Source organism: Streptomyces sp. NPDC052236 (genome assembly GCF_044548015.1).
Lineage (GTDB): Bacteria > Actinomycetota > Actinomycetes > Streptomycetales > Streptomycetaceae > Streptomyces.
Genome location: NZ_JBIUBL010000001.1, coordinates 782,509 through 796,545 on the forward strand (window position 1 = coordinate 782,509; position 14,037 = coordinate 796,545).

General features: G+C 67.7%; 10 protein-coding genes and 3 tRNA genes. 6 read left to right on the forward strand and 7 right to left on the reverse strand.

The features are described from left to right. Window positions 1–73: 73 nt before the first annotated feature. Window positions 74–1,144, forward strand: a complete 1,071-nt coding sequence (gene purM, locus ACIHCQ_RS03730; RefSeq protein WP_399657441.1) for a phosphoribosylformylglycinamidine cyclo-ligase — start codon at window positions 74–76, stop codon at window positions 1,142–1,144. Between the two features lie 91 nt (window positions 1,145–1,235). On the opposite strand, the gene ACIHCQ_RS03735 is transcribed toward purM, so the two are convergent. Both ACIHCQ_RS03735 and ACIHCQ_RS03740 read right to left on the reverse strand, forming a co-directional pair. Further along, entirely contained in the window at window positions 1,236–1,490 is a 255-nt protein-coding gene (locus tag ACIHCQ_RS03735) for a DUF3073 domain-containing protein (RefSeq protein ID WP_399657444.1), read from the reverse strand. Window positions 1,491–1,781: 291 nt separating this feature from the next. Next, window positions 1,782–2,873, reverse strand: coding sequence for a Leu/Phe/Val dehydrogenase (locus tag ACIHCQ_RS03740; RefSeq protein ID WP_399657447.1), 1,092 nt, complete (start codon window positions 2,871–2,873; stop codon window positions 1,782–1,784). Window positions 2,874–3,028: 155 nt separating this feature from the next. Between ACIHCQ_RS03740 and ACIHCQ_RS03745 the strand changes: the two genes are divergently transcribed. Both ACIHCQ_RS03745 and bldC read left to right on the forward strand, forming a co-directional pair. Next, the gene (locus ACIHCQ_RS03745) at window positions 3,029–3,886 is read left to right on the forward strand and encodes a hypothetical protein (protein ID WP_399657450.1); all 858 of its coding nucleotides are present in this window, start codon (window positions 3,029–3,031) and stop codon (window positions 3,884–3,886) included. Between the two features lie 568 nt (window positions 3,887–4,454). Continuing rightward, window positions 4,455–4,661: a developmental transcriptional regulator BldC gene (gene bldC / locus ACIHCQ_RS03750; protein WP_003949541.1), complete on the forward strand. Its 207-nt coding sequence runs from the start codon at window positions 4,455–4,457 to the stop codon at window positions 4,659–4,661. A 445-nt stretch (window positions 4,662–5,106) separates the two neighbouring features. Here bldC and ACIHCQ_RS03755 read toward each other — a convergent pair whose 3' ends face one another. The 5 genes from ACIHCQ_RS03755 to ACIHCQ_RS03775 all read right to left on the reverse strand — a co-directional run bounded on the left by ACIHCQ_RS03755 (window position 5,107) and on the right by ACIHCQ_RS03775 (window position 10,031). Continuing rightward, window positions 5,107–5,277: a DUF6274 family protein gene (locus tag ACIHCQ_RS03755; protein ID WP_399657453.1), complete on the reverse strand. Its 171-nt coding sequence runs from the start codon at window positions 5,275–5,277 to the stop codon at window positions 5,107–5,109. A 132-nt stretch (window positions 5,278–5,409) separates the two neighbouring features. Next, window positions 5,410–5,484 (reverse strand) — tRNA-Asp (locus ACIHCQ_RS03760). Between the two features lie 90 nt (window positions 5,485–5,574). Then, the gene (gene hrpA, locus ACIHCQ_RS03765; RefSeq protein ID WP_399657456.1) at window positions 5,575–9,525 is read right to left on the reverse strand and encodes an ATP-dependent RNA helicase HrpA; all 3,951 of its coding nucleotides are present in this window, start codon (window positions 9,523–9,525) and stop codon (window positions 5,575–5,577) included. Between the two features lie 332 nt (window positions 9,526–9,857). Then, window positions 9,858–9,934, reverse strand: a tRNA-Phe gene (locus tag ACIHCQ_RS03770). A gap of 22 nt (window positions 9,935–9,956) precedes the next feature. After that, window positions 9,957–10,031 (reverse strand) — tRNA-Asp (locus tag ACIHCQ_RS03775). A 546-nt stretch (window positions 10,032–10,577) separates the two neighbouring features. Between ACIHCQ_RS03775 and ACIHCQ_RS03780 the strand changes: the two genes are divergently transcribed. Genes ACIHCQ_RS03780 through ACIHCQ_RS03790 form a run of 3 tightly spaced genes read left to right on the forward strand, consistent with a single transcriptional unit; the run spans window position 10,578 to window position 14,017 of the window. Next, complete coding sequence (locus tag ACIHCQ_RS03780) at window positions 10,578–11,432, forward strand: ABC transporter permease (protein ID WP_399657632.1); 855 nt, start codon at window positions 10,578–10,580, stop codon at window positions 11,430–11,432. A 20-nt stretch (window positions 11,433–11,452) separates the two neighbouring features. Next, window positions 11,453–12,313, forward strand: coding sequence for a carbohydrate ABC transporter permease (locus ACIHCQ_RS03785; RefSeq protein ID WP_399657635.1), 861 nt, complete (start codon window positions 11,453–11,455; stop codon window positions 12,311–12,313). A 42-nt stretch (window positions 12,314–12,355) separates the two neighbouring features. Further along, complete coding sequence (locus ACIHCQ_RS03790) at window positions 12,356–14,017, forward strand: sugar ABC transporter substrate-binding protein (protein ID WP_399657459.1); 1,662 nt, start codon at window positions 12,356–12,358, stop codon at window positions 14,015–14,017. Window positions 14,018–14,037: the final 20 nt, after the last annotated feature.

The following is a 14,037-nucleotide window of genomic DNA, read 5'->3' on the forward strand; positions in this document are numbered from 1 at the left end:
AGACCCCGAGATCTGCGGATCCGTAGAACAGCGCGCTACACGACCCTCTCCACGACACGAAAGTTCTCCAGCAATGTCTGCTGAATCTTCTGGTGCCAGTTACGCAGCCGCCGGCGTGGACATCGAGGCCGGTGACCGCGCCGTCGAGCTGATGAAGGAGTGGGTGAAGAAGACCCGCCGCTCCGAGGTCCTCGGCGGCCTCGGCGGCTTCGCCGGCCTCTTCGACGCCTCCGCCCTCAAGCGCTACGAGCGCCCGCTGCTCGCCTCCGCCACCGACGGCGTCGGCACAAAGGTCGATCTTGCCCGAAAAATGGGTGTGTACGACACGATCGGCCACGACCTGGTCGGCATGGTCGTGGACGACCTGGTCGTCTGCGGCGCCGAGCCGCTCTTCATGACCGACTACATCTGTGTCGGCAAGGTCCACCCCGAGCGGGTCGCCGCCATCGTCAAGGGCATCGCCGAGGGCTGTGTATTGGCAGGCTGCGCGCTCGTCGGCGGCGAGACCGCCGAACACCCCGGTCTGCTCGGCGAGGACGACTTCGACGTCGCCGGCGCCGGTACGGGTGTGGTGGAGGCCGACCGCCTGCTGGGCCCGGATCGTATCCGTACGGGTGACGCGGTCATCGCGATGGCCTCCTCGGGCCTTCACTCCAACGGGTACTCACTGGTCCGCCATGTCGTCTTCGACCGGGCGGGCTGGTCGCTGGACCGCGAGGTCGAGGAGTTCGGCCGGACGCTCGGCGAAGAGCTGCTGGAGCCGACCAAGATCTACTCACTGGACTGCCTGGCGCTGACCCGCACCGCCGAGGTGCACGCTTTCAGCCACATCACCGGAGGCGGCCTTGCCGCCAACCTGGCGCGTGTGATTCCGGACAATCTGCACGCGACGGTCGACCGTTCCACCTGGACTCCCGGCGCGGTCTTCGACCTCGTAGGCACGGCCGGCCGGGTCGAGCGGCTGGAACTGGAGAAGACCCTCAACATGGGCGTCGGCATGATCGCCGTCGTCCCCGGGGATTCGGTGGACGCGACGCTGACCACCCTCGCGGACCGCGGCGTCCATTCCTGGGTCGCGGGAGAGATCACCGCGCGCGGCGATCACGCCACGGGCGCGACGCTCACGGGCGACTACCACAGCTGAGCAGCTTGGCCGCGCGGCTTGCCGACGCAAGCTGAACAGCACAGAACCCGGTCCGGGAGGCCCGGACCGGGTCAGCGTGACTAGTACAGCGTCAAGCGCCGCGGCGCTGTTGCGATGACGGGCCGGACTCGTCGTCCTCATCCTCGTCGTCGTTGTACAGCTCCGCGTACTGTGCGTACGGGTCGTCTTCCTCGTCGTCGTCCTCGAACGGCTCGCCGTTCGGAGGCTGACTCGAAGTCGATGCGCCCAGCTCGTTGGCCAGGCGCGACAGGTCAGTCCCGCCGCTGTTGTACTTCAGCTGGCGGGCGACCTTTGTCTGCTTGGCCTTGGCCCGGCCGCGCCCCATGGCTCGACCCCCTCGGTGACGGGGCTCGACGGCCCCAGAGTCTTGACACGCGTTCATGATTCAGAACGGGCTCTCCGTGGAGAGACCGGTCTGTAGGGCTTCAACGGTACCTGCTTCCGCGGCCATACGGTACGCCGCCCGCATGACGTGCCACTTCACAGAACCCGCAAGGAGCCCCGTCCTCGCTGGTCACCTGCGATTTTAACCTCTTCTCAGCAGTCGACCCGCCGACCGGGGGTGAGTCTTGTCTCGCAGAATTCCCCAGGACGGCGGGTCGGGCACCCGGCCGGATCAGTGAAGACGGCCCTCCGCCATGCGCTGTTCGGCGATCCGATCGGCCGCCGCGGCCGGCGGAATGCCGTCCGTCTTCGCACGTGCGAATATCGAAAGCGTGGTGTCGAAGATCTTGGACGCCTTCGCCTTGCACCGGTCGAAATCGAAGCCGTGCAGCTCGTCGGCGACCTGGATCACTCCGCCGGCGTTGACGACGTAGTCCGGGGCGTAGAGGATCCCGCGGTCGGCGAGATCCTTCTCCACGCCCGGATGGGCGAGCTGGTTGTTGGCCGCTCCGCAGACGATCTTCGCGGTGAGCGCGGGCACGCTGTCGTCGCTGAGCGCGCCGCCGAGCGCGCAGGGCGCGTAGACGTCCAGGCCCTCCGTGCGGATCAGCGTGTCGGTGTCCGTGACCACGGTCACCTCGGGATGCTTGTCGAGGATTCGGCGCACGGACTCGGCCCGTACATCCGTGATCACGACCTCGGCGCCGTCGCGCAGCAGATGCTCGACCAGGTGGTGCCCGACCTTGCCCACGCCCGCGACGCCGACCTTGCGGCCGTTCAGCGTCGGGTCGCCCCACAGGTGCTGGGCCGAGGCCCGCATGCCCTGGAAGACGCCGTACGCGGTCAGGACGGACGAGTCGCCGGCGCCGCCGTTCTCGGGAGAGCGGCCGGTGGCCCACCGGGTCTCTTGCGCCACGACGTCCATGTCCGCCACGTACGTGCCGACATCGCAGGCCGTGACATAGCGCCCGCCCAGGGAGTCCACGCAGCGTCCGTAGGCGAGCAGCAGCGCTGTGCGCCGGTCACCCTGGATCTTGGCGGAGTCACCGATGATCACGGCCTTGCCGCCACCGTGGTCCAGCCCGGCCATGGCGTTCTTGTACGACATCCCCCGGGACAGGTTCAGCGCGTCGGCGACGGCCGCTTCCTCGGTGGCGTACGGGTAGAAACGGGTACCGCCCAGGGCGGGGCCCAGGGCAGTGGAGTGAATGGCGATGACGGCCCTCAGTCCAGAGGCGCGGTCCTGGCAGAGCACGACTTGCTCGTGCCCGCCCTGGTCCGATTGGAACAGGGTGTGCAGGACGCCGTCGGTCGGATCGGTCACGGTGGTGACTCCCAAATTCGAGGCGGCGGATGCGGGCACTCCTGTGGGTGGGGAACGCCCGGTTGGGCAAGAGAGTAAGTCCTAGCTTGGCGTAGATCCGACGCAGTGCCGAGGATCACCCCCTGGCGGAGTAAGCGCGTGGAAGGATTCGCGACATGCCCGCGCTGTCCTCCGTCCTCGTCCCGTACGCCGCCTACCTGCGGGTGTACGAACCGCTGGCGGCCTTTCCGGAGCCCGAAAGGGCTCACTGGGCCCGCTATGCGCGCCGTGGGGACACGCCCACGGCCCAGGAGGAACTGAGGCGGTCCCTGGCCGATCTGCTGCCGACCCCGCCGGTCCCTGTGCCGGTTCACGAGAGCGCCGACGCCTTTGTCACGGAGGCGGACGGGGTGCTGTGCGTCTGCCCGTGGCGGACCCGGCTGCGCGGCTGGCTGGCGCTGGAGGAGCTCACGGAGCAGCTTCCGCCGCCGCTGCTGGACGCGGTGCTGCCGCCGGTGGTGCGCGGGCAGGCAGCGGCGGACTACGAGCGGTGGCGCGAACGGAACCCGGACGCGCGCCCGTGGATCAAGACGGCGGTCTGGCAGGTGCCGGTGCGCTGGTTCGTGCTGTTCTCCGACGAGGAGCGCGCGTACGAGCCGGCGGGCGGTCCGGGCCCCGGGCCCGGTGTGGGGCCCGCGCTGCGCTACCGGACGCCGATGGTGGAGGCGCGCCGGCGGGTGGCCCGGGCGCTGAAGACGCTGCGGGAGACGATCGACGAGGGGCAGCTGACCGAGGGCCTGGTGGACGTGGGGCGGTGGCTGGAGGAGTTCCACCCGCGCTCGCTGGTCGAGCTGGACTACGGCGGTCTGGTGCACGCCATGAGCGGGAAGCAGCTGGCCGAGGACCGGTCGGCGGCGGATGTGGCCGAGGGGATCGCGGCGCTGCGGGCCGGGGACGGCGAGGGGGCGGGGGAGGCGTACGCGCGTCTGGCGGAGCGCTGGCGCACCGTGAGGGACCTTCAGTTCGCCAACTGAGCCCGCCGCTGTCGCGTTCGGCGGCTTTGACAACGTTGACGCGGCACTGCCGCGGCATTGACCCGGAGTCTACGGGCGTTGACGTGGTCTTGCCGTGGCCTTGACCTGCGGTGCGCCGGCTCGGGACGTACAGCCCGTTCCGGGCCTTTGCCCGCAAGCGTGACGGACGGCACTAACGGGGCTCTTGCGCTCATCACCCACCCTCGTGTCAAAATAGGACAAGGAGTCCGCAGTGGGCTCCTTCCGTCCAAGTAAGGGCGGAATGCTCGGCATTGCACTCTATGAGGGGTCTCATGGCTCCTGGTCACCATGTGACTGATCGTCACTGCGGTGTGACTGTCCGCTATGGCATGGTCCATCGGCGTTCCGCCGCTGATGAACACCTCAGAGGGCAATTCCGTCGGTTTGGCCGACGTGGCTGGACGGATGGTGTAGTTGTAGTGCCGAGGACAAGCCGTTCGTCCTATAACCGACTCGGCCCGCGTCCGCCATTTCGGGCAACGTGGGTCAAGGTGCAGAATTTAGAGGAAAGAACCGAGATGGTTCGGTTCTCCCGAGGAGGCCGCTCATGACCGCTCGCACCCCTGATGCCGAGCCGCTGCTGACCCCGGCTGAGGTCGCCACGATGTTCCGCGTGGACCCGAAGACGGTCACCCGTTGGGCCAAGGCTGGCAAGCTCACGTCCATCCGCACGCTCGGTGGACATCGTCGGTATCGCGAGGCAGAGGTCCGCGCGCTGCTTGCGGGTATTCCGCAGCAGCGCAGCGAGGCCTGACCCCCCATTGATTGGGCATTTCTGGGACCCCATCCCGGTAGGCCCCCCTATAGCGCCACATGACGGTTGTCTGCCCCAACGGACTTCGTCATTGACCGCGCTGGACTCCGCCGGGTCCAGCGCGGTCTTTTTTTGTGCCCGAAGGGGCAGTCAAGGGGGCGCGCCGACGCGCGGTGGTGCGATGTGGGCGCGAGGCGGATCCAGGTTGGAAGCGGTCCCTGTGGGGCGGCTGTGGCGGGCGGTGGGGGTGGTTGAGGGGAGTGGTTCTGGGGTGTCCGGGGTGGCGCTCAGGATCGAGTGCAATTGCACATATTAAATTGGTTGGGTGCAAGAAGGGGGTAAATTCCCCACTTCTGAAAACCCGTCTGGTGACACCCGTCACACCACAGAGCTCTTGCCAAAGATGCGGCTCCCACTGAAAAACCGGCGAGTGGGGGGCAGTTGTTCACTCGGTGGTCGGACCTTTGTCCACGTCCACGGAAGCTTCCATGGCGAGCCGCTGGAGGCGATGGCAGATGGGGCAGTGGCGGGTGAGGTGCCGGTAGCCCGAAGCGGCCTTCAGATGGGCGCGCAGAAGCGCCCTGGTCTCGTGCTGCCGAGCGGTGGTCGTAGCCATGTACGTCGCCTCCGGGTGCGTGCTGTTCCCTAATGACTGCGTACCGGTGGCAGATGACGCAGTCAAGAGCCCGCGGCTACGACGAAGGCCCGCGTCCCCTGAGGGGCGCGGGCCTTCGGTTACTGCCTATTGCGGTCCTGACGGGATTTGAACCCGCGGCCTCCACCTTGACAGGGTGGCGAGCACTCCAAGCTGCTCCACAGGACCAGAACTCGCGGCCTCACTTCCGTGCGCCGCGAAGCCAGACTCTACAGCAGGTCAGACGGTCAGGTCGAACTCAATCCCGCGAGGGCCGCATTACGGCGCCGCCGCGTCGATCGCCTTCACGATGCGCTTGTCCGAGACCGGCTGCGCCGTGCCCAGCGCGTGCGCGAAATAGCTCACCCGCAGCTCCTCGATCATCCAGCGGATGTCCAGGACCTCCTGCGGGACCGGACGGCCCTGCGGCAGCTGTTCCAGCAGCCAGGCGTACTCGTCCTGCATCTCGTGGACCTTCTCCATGCGCGTCGTGTCGCGCTGGACGTTCGTCGGCATCTGCTGGAGGCGGCGGTCCACCGCGACCAGATACCGCATCAGGTCCGGCAGCCGTCGCAGCCCCGTCCGGGTGACGAAGCCCGCCGGCATCAGGGCCGCCAACTGCCTCTGTACGTCCTGGACGTTCGCCACCAGGGTCAGGCTGTTCGTGGCCTTCAGGCGCCGCTCACAGGACTGCCAGGCGGCCAGGATCTGCTCGACCTGGCCCACCGTCCGTACGGTCGCGTCGACGAGGTCCGCGCGCACCTTGTCGTACAGCTTCCGGAACGATTCCTCGTCCCACACCGGACCGCCGTGATCGGCGATCAGCTTGTCCGCCGCGGCCATGGCGCAGTCCTCGAACAGCGCCTGGATCGACCCGTGAGGGTTACGGGACAGGGCGAGCTTCTGCTGGTTGGTGAGCTTGTCCGAGGCGAACTTGGCCGGGTTCACCGGGATGTTGAGCAGGATGAGCTTGCGCGTGCCCCGCCACATGGCCTGCTGCTGTTCGGCCTCGGTGTCGAAGAGTCGTACGGCGACGGTCTCACCCGCGTCGACAAGCGCCGGGTAGGCCCGGACCGGCTGGCCCGCCCTGCGGGTCTCGAAGACGCGCGTCAGCGCGCCGATCGTCCAGTCCGTCAGGCCCGTGCGCTCGATGCCCTCGCCGCCCGTGGGGCCGGAGGTGGCCGCCGCGGCGGCCTGGGAGAGCGCCTGGCGCGCCTTCGGCTTCAGCTGGAGCTTCAGCGCCTCCAGGTCCTTGTCCTCGGCGAGATTCCTGCGGCGCTCGTCGCTGATCCGGAACGTGATCTTCAGATGGTCCGGGATCCGGCTCAGGTCGAAGTCGTCCGCCGTGACCGGGACGCCGACCATGCGCTTCAGCTCGCGCGCCAGCGTGACAGGCAGCGGCTCCTGGAGCGGAACGGCGCGCTCCAGGAAGGCCTTGGCGTAATTCGGCGCGGGCACGTAGTGACGGCGGATCGGCTTGGGGAGGGAGCGGATCAGCTCGATCACCACCTCCTCGCGCAGGCCCGGGATCTGCCAGTCGAACCCCTCGGAGGTGACCTGGTTCAGCACCTGAAGGGGGATGTGGACGGTCACCCCGTCCGCGTCCGCGCCCGGCTCGAACTGGTACGTCACGCGGAACTTCAGCGGGCCCTGACGCCACGAGTCCGGATAGTCGTCCTTGGTGATCGACCCGGCCTTCTCGTTGATGAGCATCTCGCGCTCGAAATCGAGCAGGTCGGGCTCTTCCCGGTGCTTGTTCTTCCACCAGGAGTCGAAGTGCGCGCCCGACACGACGTCGGCGGGGACCCGCTGGTCGTAGAAGTCGAAGAGCGTCTCGTCGTCCACGAGGATGTCGCGGCGGCGGGCCCGGTGCTCCAGGTCCTCGACCTCGGTCAGCAGCCTGCGGTTGTCGGCGAAGAACTTGTGGTGCGTACGCCAGTCACCCTCGACCAGCGCGTTGCGGATGAAGAGGTCCCGGGAGGTCTCCGCGTCGATCCGCCCGTAGTTCACCTTGCGCTGGGCGACGATCGGCACCCCGTACAGCGTGACGCGCTCGTACGCCATCACCGCCGCCGCGTCCTTCTCCCAGTGCGGCTCGCTGTACGTCCGTTTGAGCAGGTGCGGTGCGAGCGGCTCGATCCACTCCGGCTCGACCTTGGCGTTGACGCGTGCCCACAGCCTGGACGTCTCGACGAGCTCCGCCGACATGATGAAGCGCGGGGGCTTCTTGAAGAGCGCGGAGCCGGGGAAGATGGCGAACTTGGCGTTGCGCGCGCCCAGATATTCGTTCTTGTCGGTGTCCTTGAGGCCGATGTGCGAGAGCAGGCCCGCCAGCAGGGAGGTGTGCACGGCCTGTTCGGGAGGGCCGCTCTCGGCGCCGGCGGCGGGCTCCTCCAGATGCATGCCCATCTGCTTGGCGACCGTACGCAGCTGCGCGTAGATGTCCTGCCATTCGCGGATGCGCAGGAAGTTCAGATACTCCTGCTTGCACATCCGGCGGAAGCTGGAGGAGCCGCGCTCCTTCTGCTGCTCGCGGATGTACCGCCAGAGGTTGAGGAAGGCGAGAAAGTCGGAGGTTTCGTCCTTGAAGCGCGCGTGTTGCTGGTCGGCCTGCGTCTGCTTCTCGGCGGGCCGCTCGCGCGGATCCTGGATGGAGAGCGCGGCGGCGATCACCATGACCTCGCGTACGCAGCCGTTCTTGTCGGCCTCGATGACCATACGGGCCAGCCGCGGGTCGACGGGCAGCTGCGACAGCTTGCGGCCGAGCGGCGTCAGCTTCTTCTTCGGATCCTTCTCGGCCGGGTCGAACGCACCCAGTTCCTGGAGGAGCTGCACGCCGTCGCGGATATTGCGGTGGTCCGGCGGGTCGATGAAGGGGAACTTCTCGATGTCGCCGAGGCCGGCGGCGGTCATCTGCAGGATGACGGAGGCCAGGTTCGTACGGAGGATCTCGGGGTCCGTGAACTCGGGACGCGAGAGGAAGTCGTCCTCGGAGAAGAGACGGATACAGATGCCGTCGGAGGTACGGCCGCAGCGGCCCTTGCGCTGATTGGCGCTCGCCTGCGAGATCGCCTCGATGGGGAGGCGCTGGACCTTGGTGCGGTGGCTGTAGCGGGAGATACGGGCGGTGCCGGGGTCGATCACGTACTTGATGCCGGGGACGGTCAGCGAGGTCTCGGCGACATTGGTCGCGAGGATGATCCGGCGGCCGGTGTGCTGCTGGAAGACACGGTGCTGCTCGGCGTGCGACAGGCGTGCGTACAGGGGGAGCACTTCGGTGAATCTGTACGCCCTCTTGTTGAGGGCGTCGGCGGTGTCGCGGATCTCGCGCTCGCCGGAGAGGAAGACGAGGATGTCGCCCTTGCCCTCGCTCTGGAGCTCTTCGACAGCGTCGCAGATCGCGGTGATCTGGTCGCGGTCGGAGTCGTCCGCAGCGTCTTCGCCGTCTTCCAGGAGCGGGCGGTAGCGGACCTCGACGGGGTACGTACGACCGCTGACCTCGATGATCGGGGCGTCGCCGAAGTGGCGGGAGAAGCGCTCCGGGTCGATGGTCGCGGAGGTGATGACCACCTTGAGGTCGGGGCGTCTGGGCAGCAGCCGGGCGAGGTAGCCAAGCAGGAAGTCGATATTGAGGGAGCGCTCGTGCGCCTCGTCGATGATGATCGTGTCGTACGCGCGCAGCTCGGCGTCGGTCTGGATCTCGGCGAGGAGGATGCCGTCGGTCATCAGCTTGACCAGGGTGTCGCCGCCGACCTGATCGGTGAAGCGGACCTTCCAGCCGACTGCCTCGCCGAGGGGCGTACTGAGCTCTTCGGCGACGCGCTCGGCGACGGTGCGGGCGGCGATCCGGCGGGGCTGCGTATGGCCGATCATGCCGCGTACGCCACGGCCGAGCTCCAGACAGATCTTGGGGATCTGGGTCGTCTTGCCCGACCCGGTCTCGCCCGCGACGATCACGACCTGGTGGTCGCGTATCGCCTCCGCGATGTCGTCCTTCTTCTGGCTGACCGGCAGCTGCTCGGGGTACGTGATCACGGGCACGCGGCCGGCGCGGCGGGCGATGCGGGCGGCGGACTGCTCGGCCTCGGTGGCGATGGCGTCGAGCACAGCTTGCCGCGCCTCGGGCTTACGGATGCGGCGGGCGCCTTCGAGGCGGCGGCCGAGGCGGTGGGCGTCGCGGAGGGAGGCTGCGGCGAGCAGGGTCTGGAGATCAGCGAGGGAAGTAGACATACGGCTTCCAGGATCGCACCCCTGGGAAAGGGGTGGCGAACGGATTTGGGCCGGGTGGCGCGTTGCGGGGTGGGGTGTGGGGTGCGGTGCGGGTCGCGGTGGGTGCGGGTGGCGCCTGCGGCGGGCCTTTCCCCACCCCGCCCTTTCCCGTAACTGGGGGCTCCGCCCCCAGACCCTCCCCCTACGCCTAGCGGCGTGGGAGGTACCCCCAAGTCCTCAATCGCCGGACGGGCTTGAGTTGCCGGGCCATCGGCAAACCCAGCCCGTCCGGCGATTGAGGCGCGGTACGGAGAAAGCCCCGGTCCGGAGACTGGGGCTTTCGGGTGACGCGGTGGTGGCTGGGGCCGGGGTCGAACCGGCGACCTATCGCTTTTCAGGCGATCGCTCGTACCAACTGAGCTACCCAGCCACGCGGCTCTCGCGAGCCGCAGCGGTCCTGACGGGATTTGAACCCGCGGCCTCCACCTTGACAGGGTGGCGAGCACTCCAAGCTGCTCCACAGGACCAAGCATTGTGCGAGCTCAAGTCTCGCACACGGTGTCGCATGCCTCCAACGGGATTCCGACCGCTCCCACACTGTGCGAGAAGTCCAGATCCGTCGAGAACCGACGCTCCGTGCGACCTGTCAGGCCGCAGCGCCCGTCGTCCCCGGTCTGGTGATTCTAGGTGACCGAATGAACACGCGCTGTCGAGCTGATGTCGCTGAATCAGCGTATCAGACCCCGGGTCGTGGTCTGTACGCGTGACCCGCCGCCCCTCCGCCCGCGCCCGACTCCCCTCGCCGTTGAAGCGTTTCCAGTCGCCTCCACAGATCGTCAGCCCCTGCGGCGCAGCGCCTAGCAGGGCAATGTGTCGTAGCTGTGTCAGATCTATTGACTGGTTCCTGGAAACGTTTTAACTTCCTCGCACTTCGATCAACCGATGAGGGGGGAGCTGTGACCATCCCGCTGCGGGAACGCAAGCGTTCAGGGGCGGTGAGTCCGGTCGATGGCCCGCCGCCGCCGAGTAAGCAGCCGCGGAAACGCTTCCAGGGCGGAACGCTCGCCCTCCTCATGCTGCCGGGCCTCGCCTACTTCCTGCTCTTCCACTACGGCGCGCTCGTCGGCAATGTCATCGCCTTCAAGGACTACGTCCCCTTCGACGGCCTGTGGGGCAGTCAGTGGACGGGCATCGCGAACTTTGAGCGGATGTTCCTGGACCAGGCGTTCTGGGACGCCGTCCTCAACACCTTCTGGATCGCCGTCCTCCAGATCGTCTTCTACTTCCCCGTGCCGCTCGCTCTCGCCCTGCTCCTGCACACCCTCACCTGGAGCACCGTCCGCCGCTTCGTGCAGTCGGTCGTCTATCTGCCGCACTTCATCTCATGGGTGATCGTCGTCGCGCTTTTCCAGCAGGTGCTGGGCGACACCGGTCTGGTCAACGGGGCCCTCGGCGACGCCGGGCTGTCCACCGTGGACGTCATCGGCAACCCGGACGCCTTCAAGCCGCTCGTCGTCGCGCAGGTGATCTGGAAGGACGCCGGCTGGGGCACGATCATCTTTCTCGCCGCGCTCGCCCAAGTGGATGAGCAGCAGTACGAGGCCGCCGCGATCGACGGCGCGGGCCCCTGGCGGCGCTTCTGGCATGTGACGCTGCCCGCCATCCGGCCCGTCGTCATCCTGCTGCTGATCATGCGGATCGGCGACATCCTCTCCGTCGGCTTCGAGCAGATGCTGCTGCAGCGCGACGCGGTCGGCCCCGAGGCCGCCGAGATCATCGACACCTTCGTCTACTACCAGGGCATCGTCGGCGGCGATTACGGGTTCGCCGCAGCGGCGGGCCTGTTCAAGGGCCTGGTCGGCGCGCTCCTCGTCTACGCGGCCAACAAGGTCGCCCATCGTCTCGGCGAACAGGGGGTTTACCGGTGAGCGCCGTACGCCCCGCCTGGATGGAGAGGCCCAGGCCCATCACCCAGGCCGCCAAGGCCCTCGCACTCGTCGCCGTGGTCCTGCTGGTCTGCGTGCCCTTCCTTGTCATCGTTTCGACTTCCCTGGCCTCCACCGAGGAGGTTGTCGCCAATGGCGGCTGGGTGCTGTGGCCGCAGAACCCGACCCTCAAGGCGTACCGGGACATCGCCGAGGGCGGCATCGTCACCCACGCCCTCGGCGTCAGCGCCGGCGTGACCGTCGTCGGCACGCTGCTCAGCCTCTTCTGTACGGTCACGCTCGCCTACGCGCTGTCCCGGCCCGGGACCTTCGGATCGAAGCCCGTGCTGCTGCTCGTGCTCTTCACGTTTCTCTTCCCGCCCGGCATGATCCCCAGCTTTCTGCTGGTCCAGAGTCTCGGGCTGATCGACTCGTACGCCTCGCTGGTCTTTCCCGTACTGATCAACGTCTTCAACCTGGTGGTCCTGCGCGGCTTTTTCCAGTCCGTTCCGGAAGAGCTGTACGAGGCCGCGAAGCTCGACGGAGCCGGGGACTGGCGCGTGCTGTGGTCGGTTGTCCTGCCGCTGTCCAAGGCGGCGCTCGCCGTCGTCGGACTCTTCTACGCGGTGGCGTACTGGAACTCCTGGTTCTACGCCTCGCTCTACCTGGAGAGCGATCACTGGCCGCTGCAACAGGTGCTGCGCACCTACGTGGTCGCCGGATCGGGTCTCACCGACATCACCACGGGCGAGGCCACGGTCACCGCCCCGCAGACCGTGCAGATGGCGGTCCTGGTGATCGCCACCGTGCCGATCCTGCTCGTCTATCCCTTCCTCCAGAAGTACTTCACCAAGGGCGTGCTCACCGGCGCCATCAAAAGCTAGTCCAGAGCTGGTCAAGAGCTAGTCGTCAGAGGAGTGATCCGAATGTCCGGTTCCTCAATGCCGAGGCGCACCCTGCTGCGATCCATCGCGGTCGGCGGCGCCGCGGTCGCCGCACCGTCCGTACTGACGGCCTGTTCGTCCGGGTCGGGCGGCGACAGCGGCGTCTCCAACGCGGGCAAGAAGCTGGCTGCCTGGCCCGCGTACATCCCCTTCTCGTCCGGCCCGAAGCCGGACCTCGCGCCCACCACGGACGGTGTGCAGGCCGGTTACACGGCCTACCCGTCCAAGCTGGTGCGGTCGGTAGCCACCCCGCCGGGCGACGCATCGACGATCAAGGTGATGTCGGTGTCCTTCGGTACGCCGCCCAAGCCCGCCTCGGCGAACAAGTTCTGGCAGGCGGTGGAGAAGGCACTCGGCGTGAAGATCGACTACACGATCATCTCGCAGGACGACTACCAGAAGAAGATGGCCACGGTGATGACCGGCGACGCCGGCACCCTCCCCGACATCCTCAATGTCTTCGGCGGTGTCACCCTGCCGCGCGAGGCGCAGTTCGTGCAGCGCCGCGCCCAGGACCTCACCCCGTATCTCTCGGGCGACGCGATCAAGGCGTACCCCAACCTCGCGAACATCCCCACCCACGCCTGGCGCGACATGGGCCGCATCGGCGGCCTCATCTACGGCATCCCACTGGAGCGCCCGCTGCCCGGCTCCACTCTCTGGCTCAACCAGCGCTACTTCGAGACCGCCGGTATGAAGGCGGGCTGGACGTCCGACGACTTCGCCGCCGTCGCCAAGGACGGGACGGGCGGACGGAAGTACGCCCTCGGGGCCGCCGTCGGCTCCCTCTTCGGCAACGCGGTGCACTCGGCGGCGCACGGCGCCCCGCTGGAGTGGGCCGTCGACAAGGACGGCACGTTCACGCACGCCGGGGCCGACGAGCGGTACAAGGAGGCGCTGGCCTTCCAGCTGCGGCTGCGCAAGGCGGGGTCGTACCACCCCGACGCCACCTCCATCTCGCAGGCGGACCTCACGGCGCTCTTCCTCAACGGAAGCGTCGGCTCCATGCAGGACGGCTGGCAGGCCTATCTGCCCAAGTATCTGGATTCGCAGGGTAAGTTCACGCCCGCGGCCTCCCTGCCGTACAGCGTGGGCGGAACCCCGGGAGGGATCGTGGCGGCCCGCCGCTCCTTCGGCTACACGGTGCTGAAGAAGGCGTCGAAGGAACGGATCGAGCTGCTGCTGCGCATCCTCAACTACCTCGCCGCGCCGTTCGGCAGCGAGGAGTGGGAGCTGCTCCACTACGGCGTCGAGGGCACCCACTTCACCCGCGGCCAGGACGGCTCTCCCATCGCCAACGACCTCGGCAAGATCGAGAACAACGTCAACCTGCCGGTGAAGTTCCTCGCCGACGCTCCCCAGGTGCTGTACGTGCCGGGCATGCCCGATGCCGTACGAGCCCTGCACGCCTGGCAGCAGAAGACAGTGCCGGTCGCCATCCGCAACGCGTCGTACGGGCTCCAGTCCGAGACGAAGGGCAGCCAGGGCACCACCCTGAAGGCATTCCTCGACGACACGGTCACCTCCGTCGTCGCCGGGCGCGTCTCGCTGTCGGAGTGGGACGCGGCGGTCAAGACCTGGCGTGGCCGGGGCGGCGACAAAATGGCGGATGAACTCGCGAAGGACTACGCCGCCAACCGCTAGTCACGGCTGTACGCAGGCTG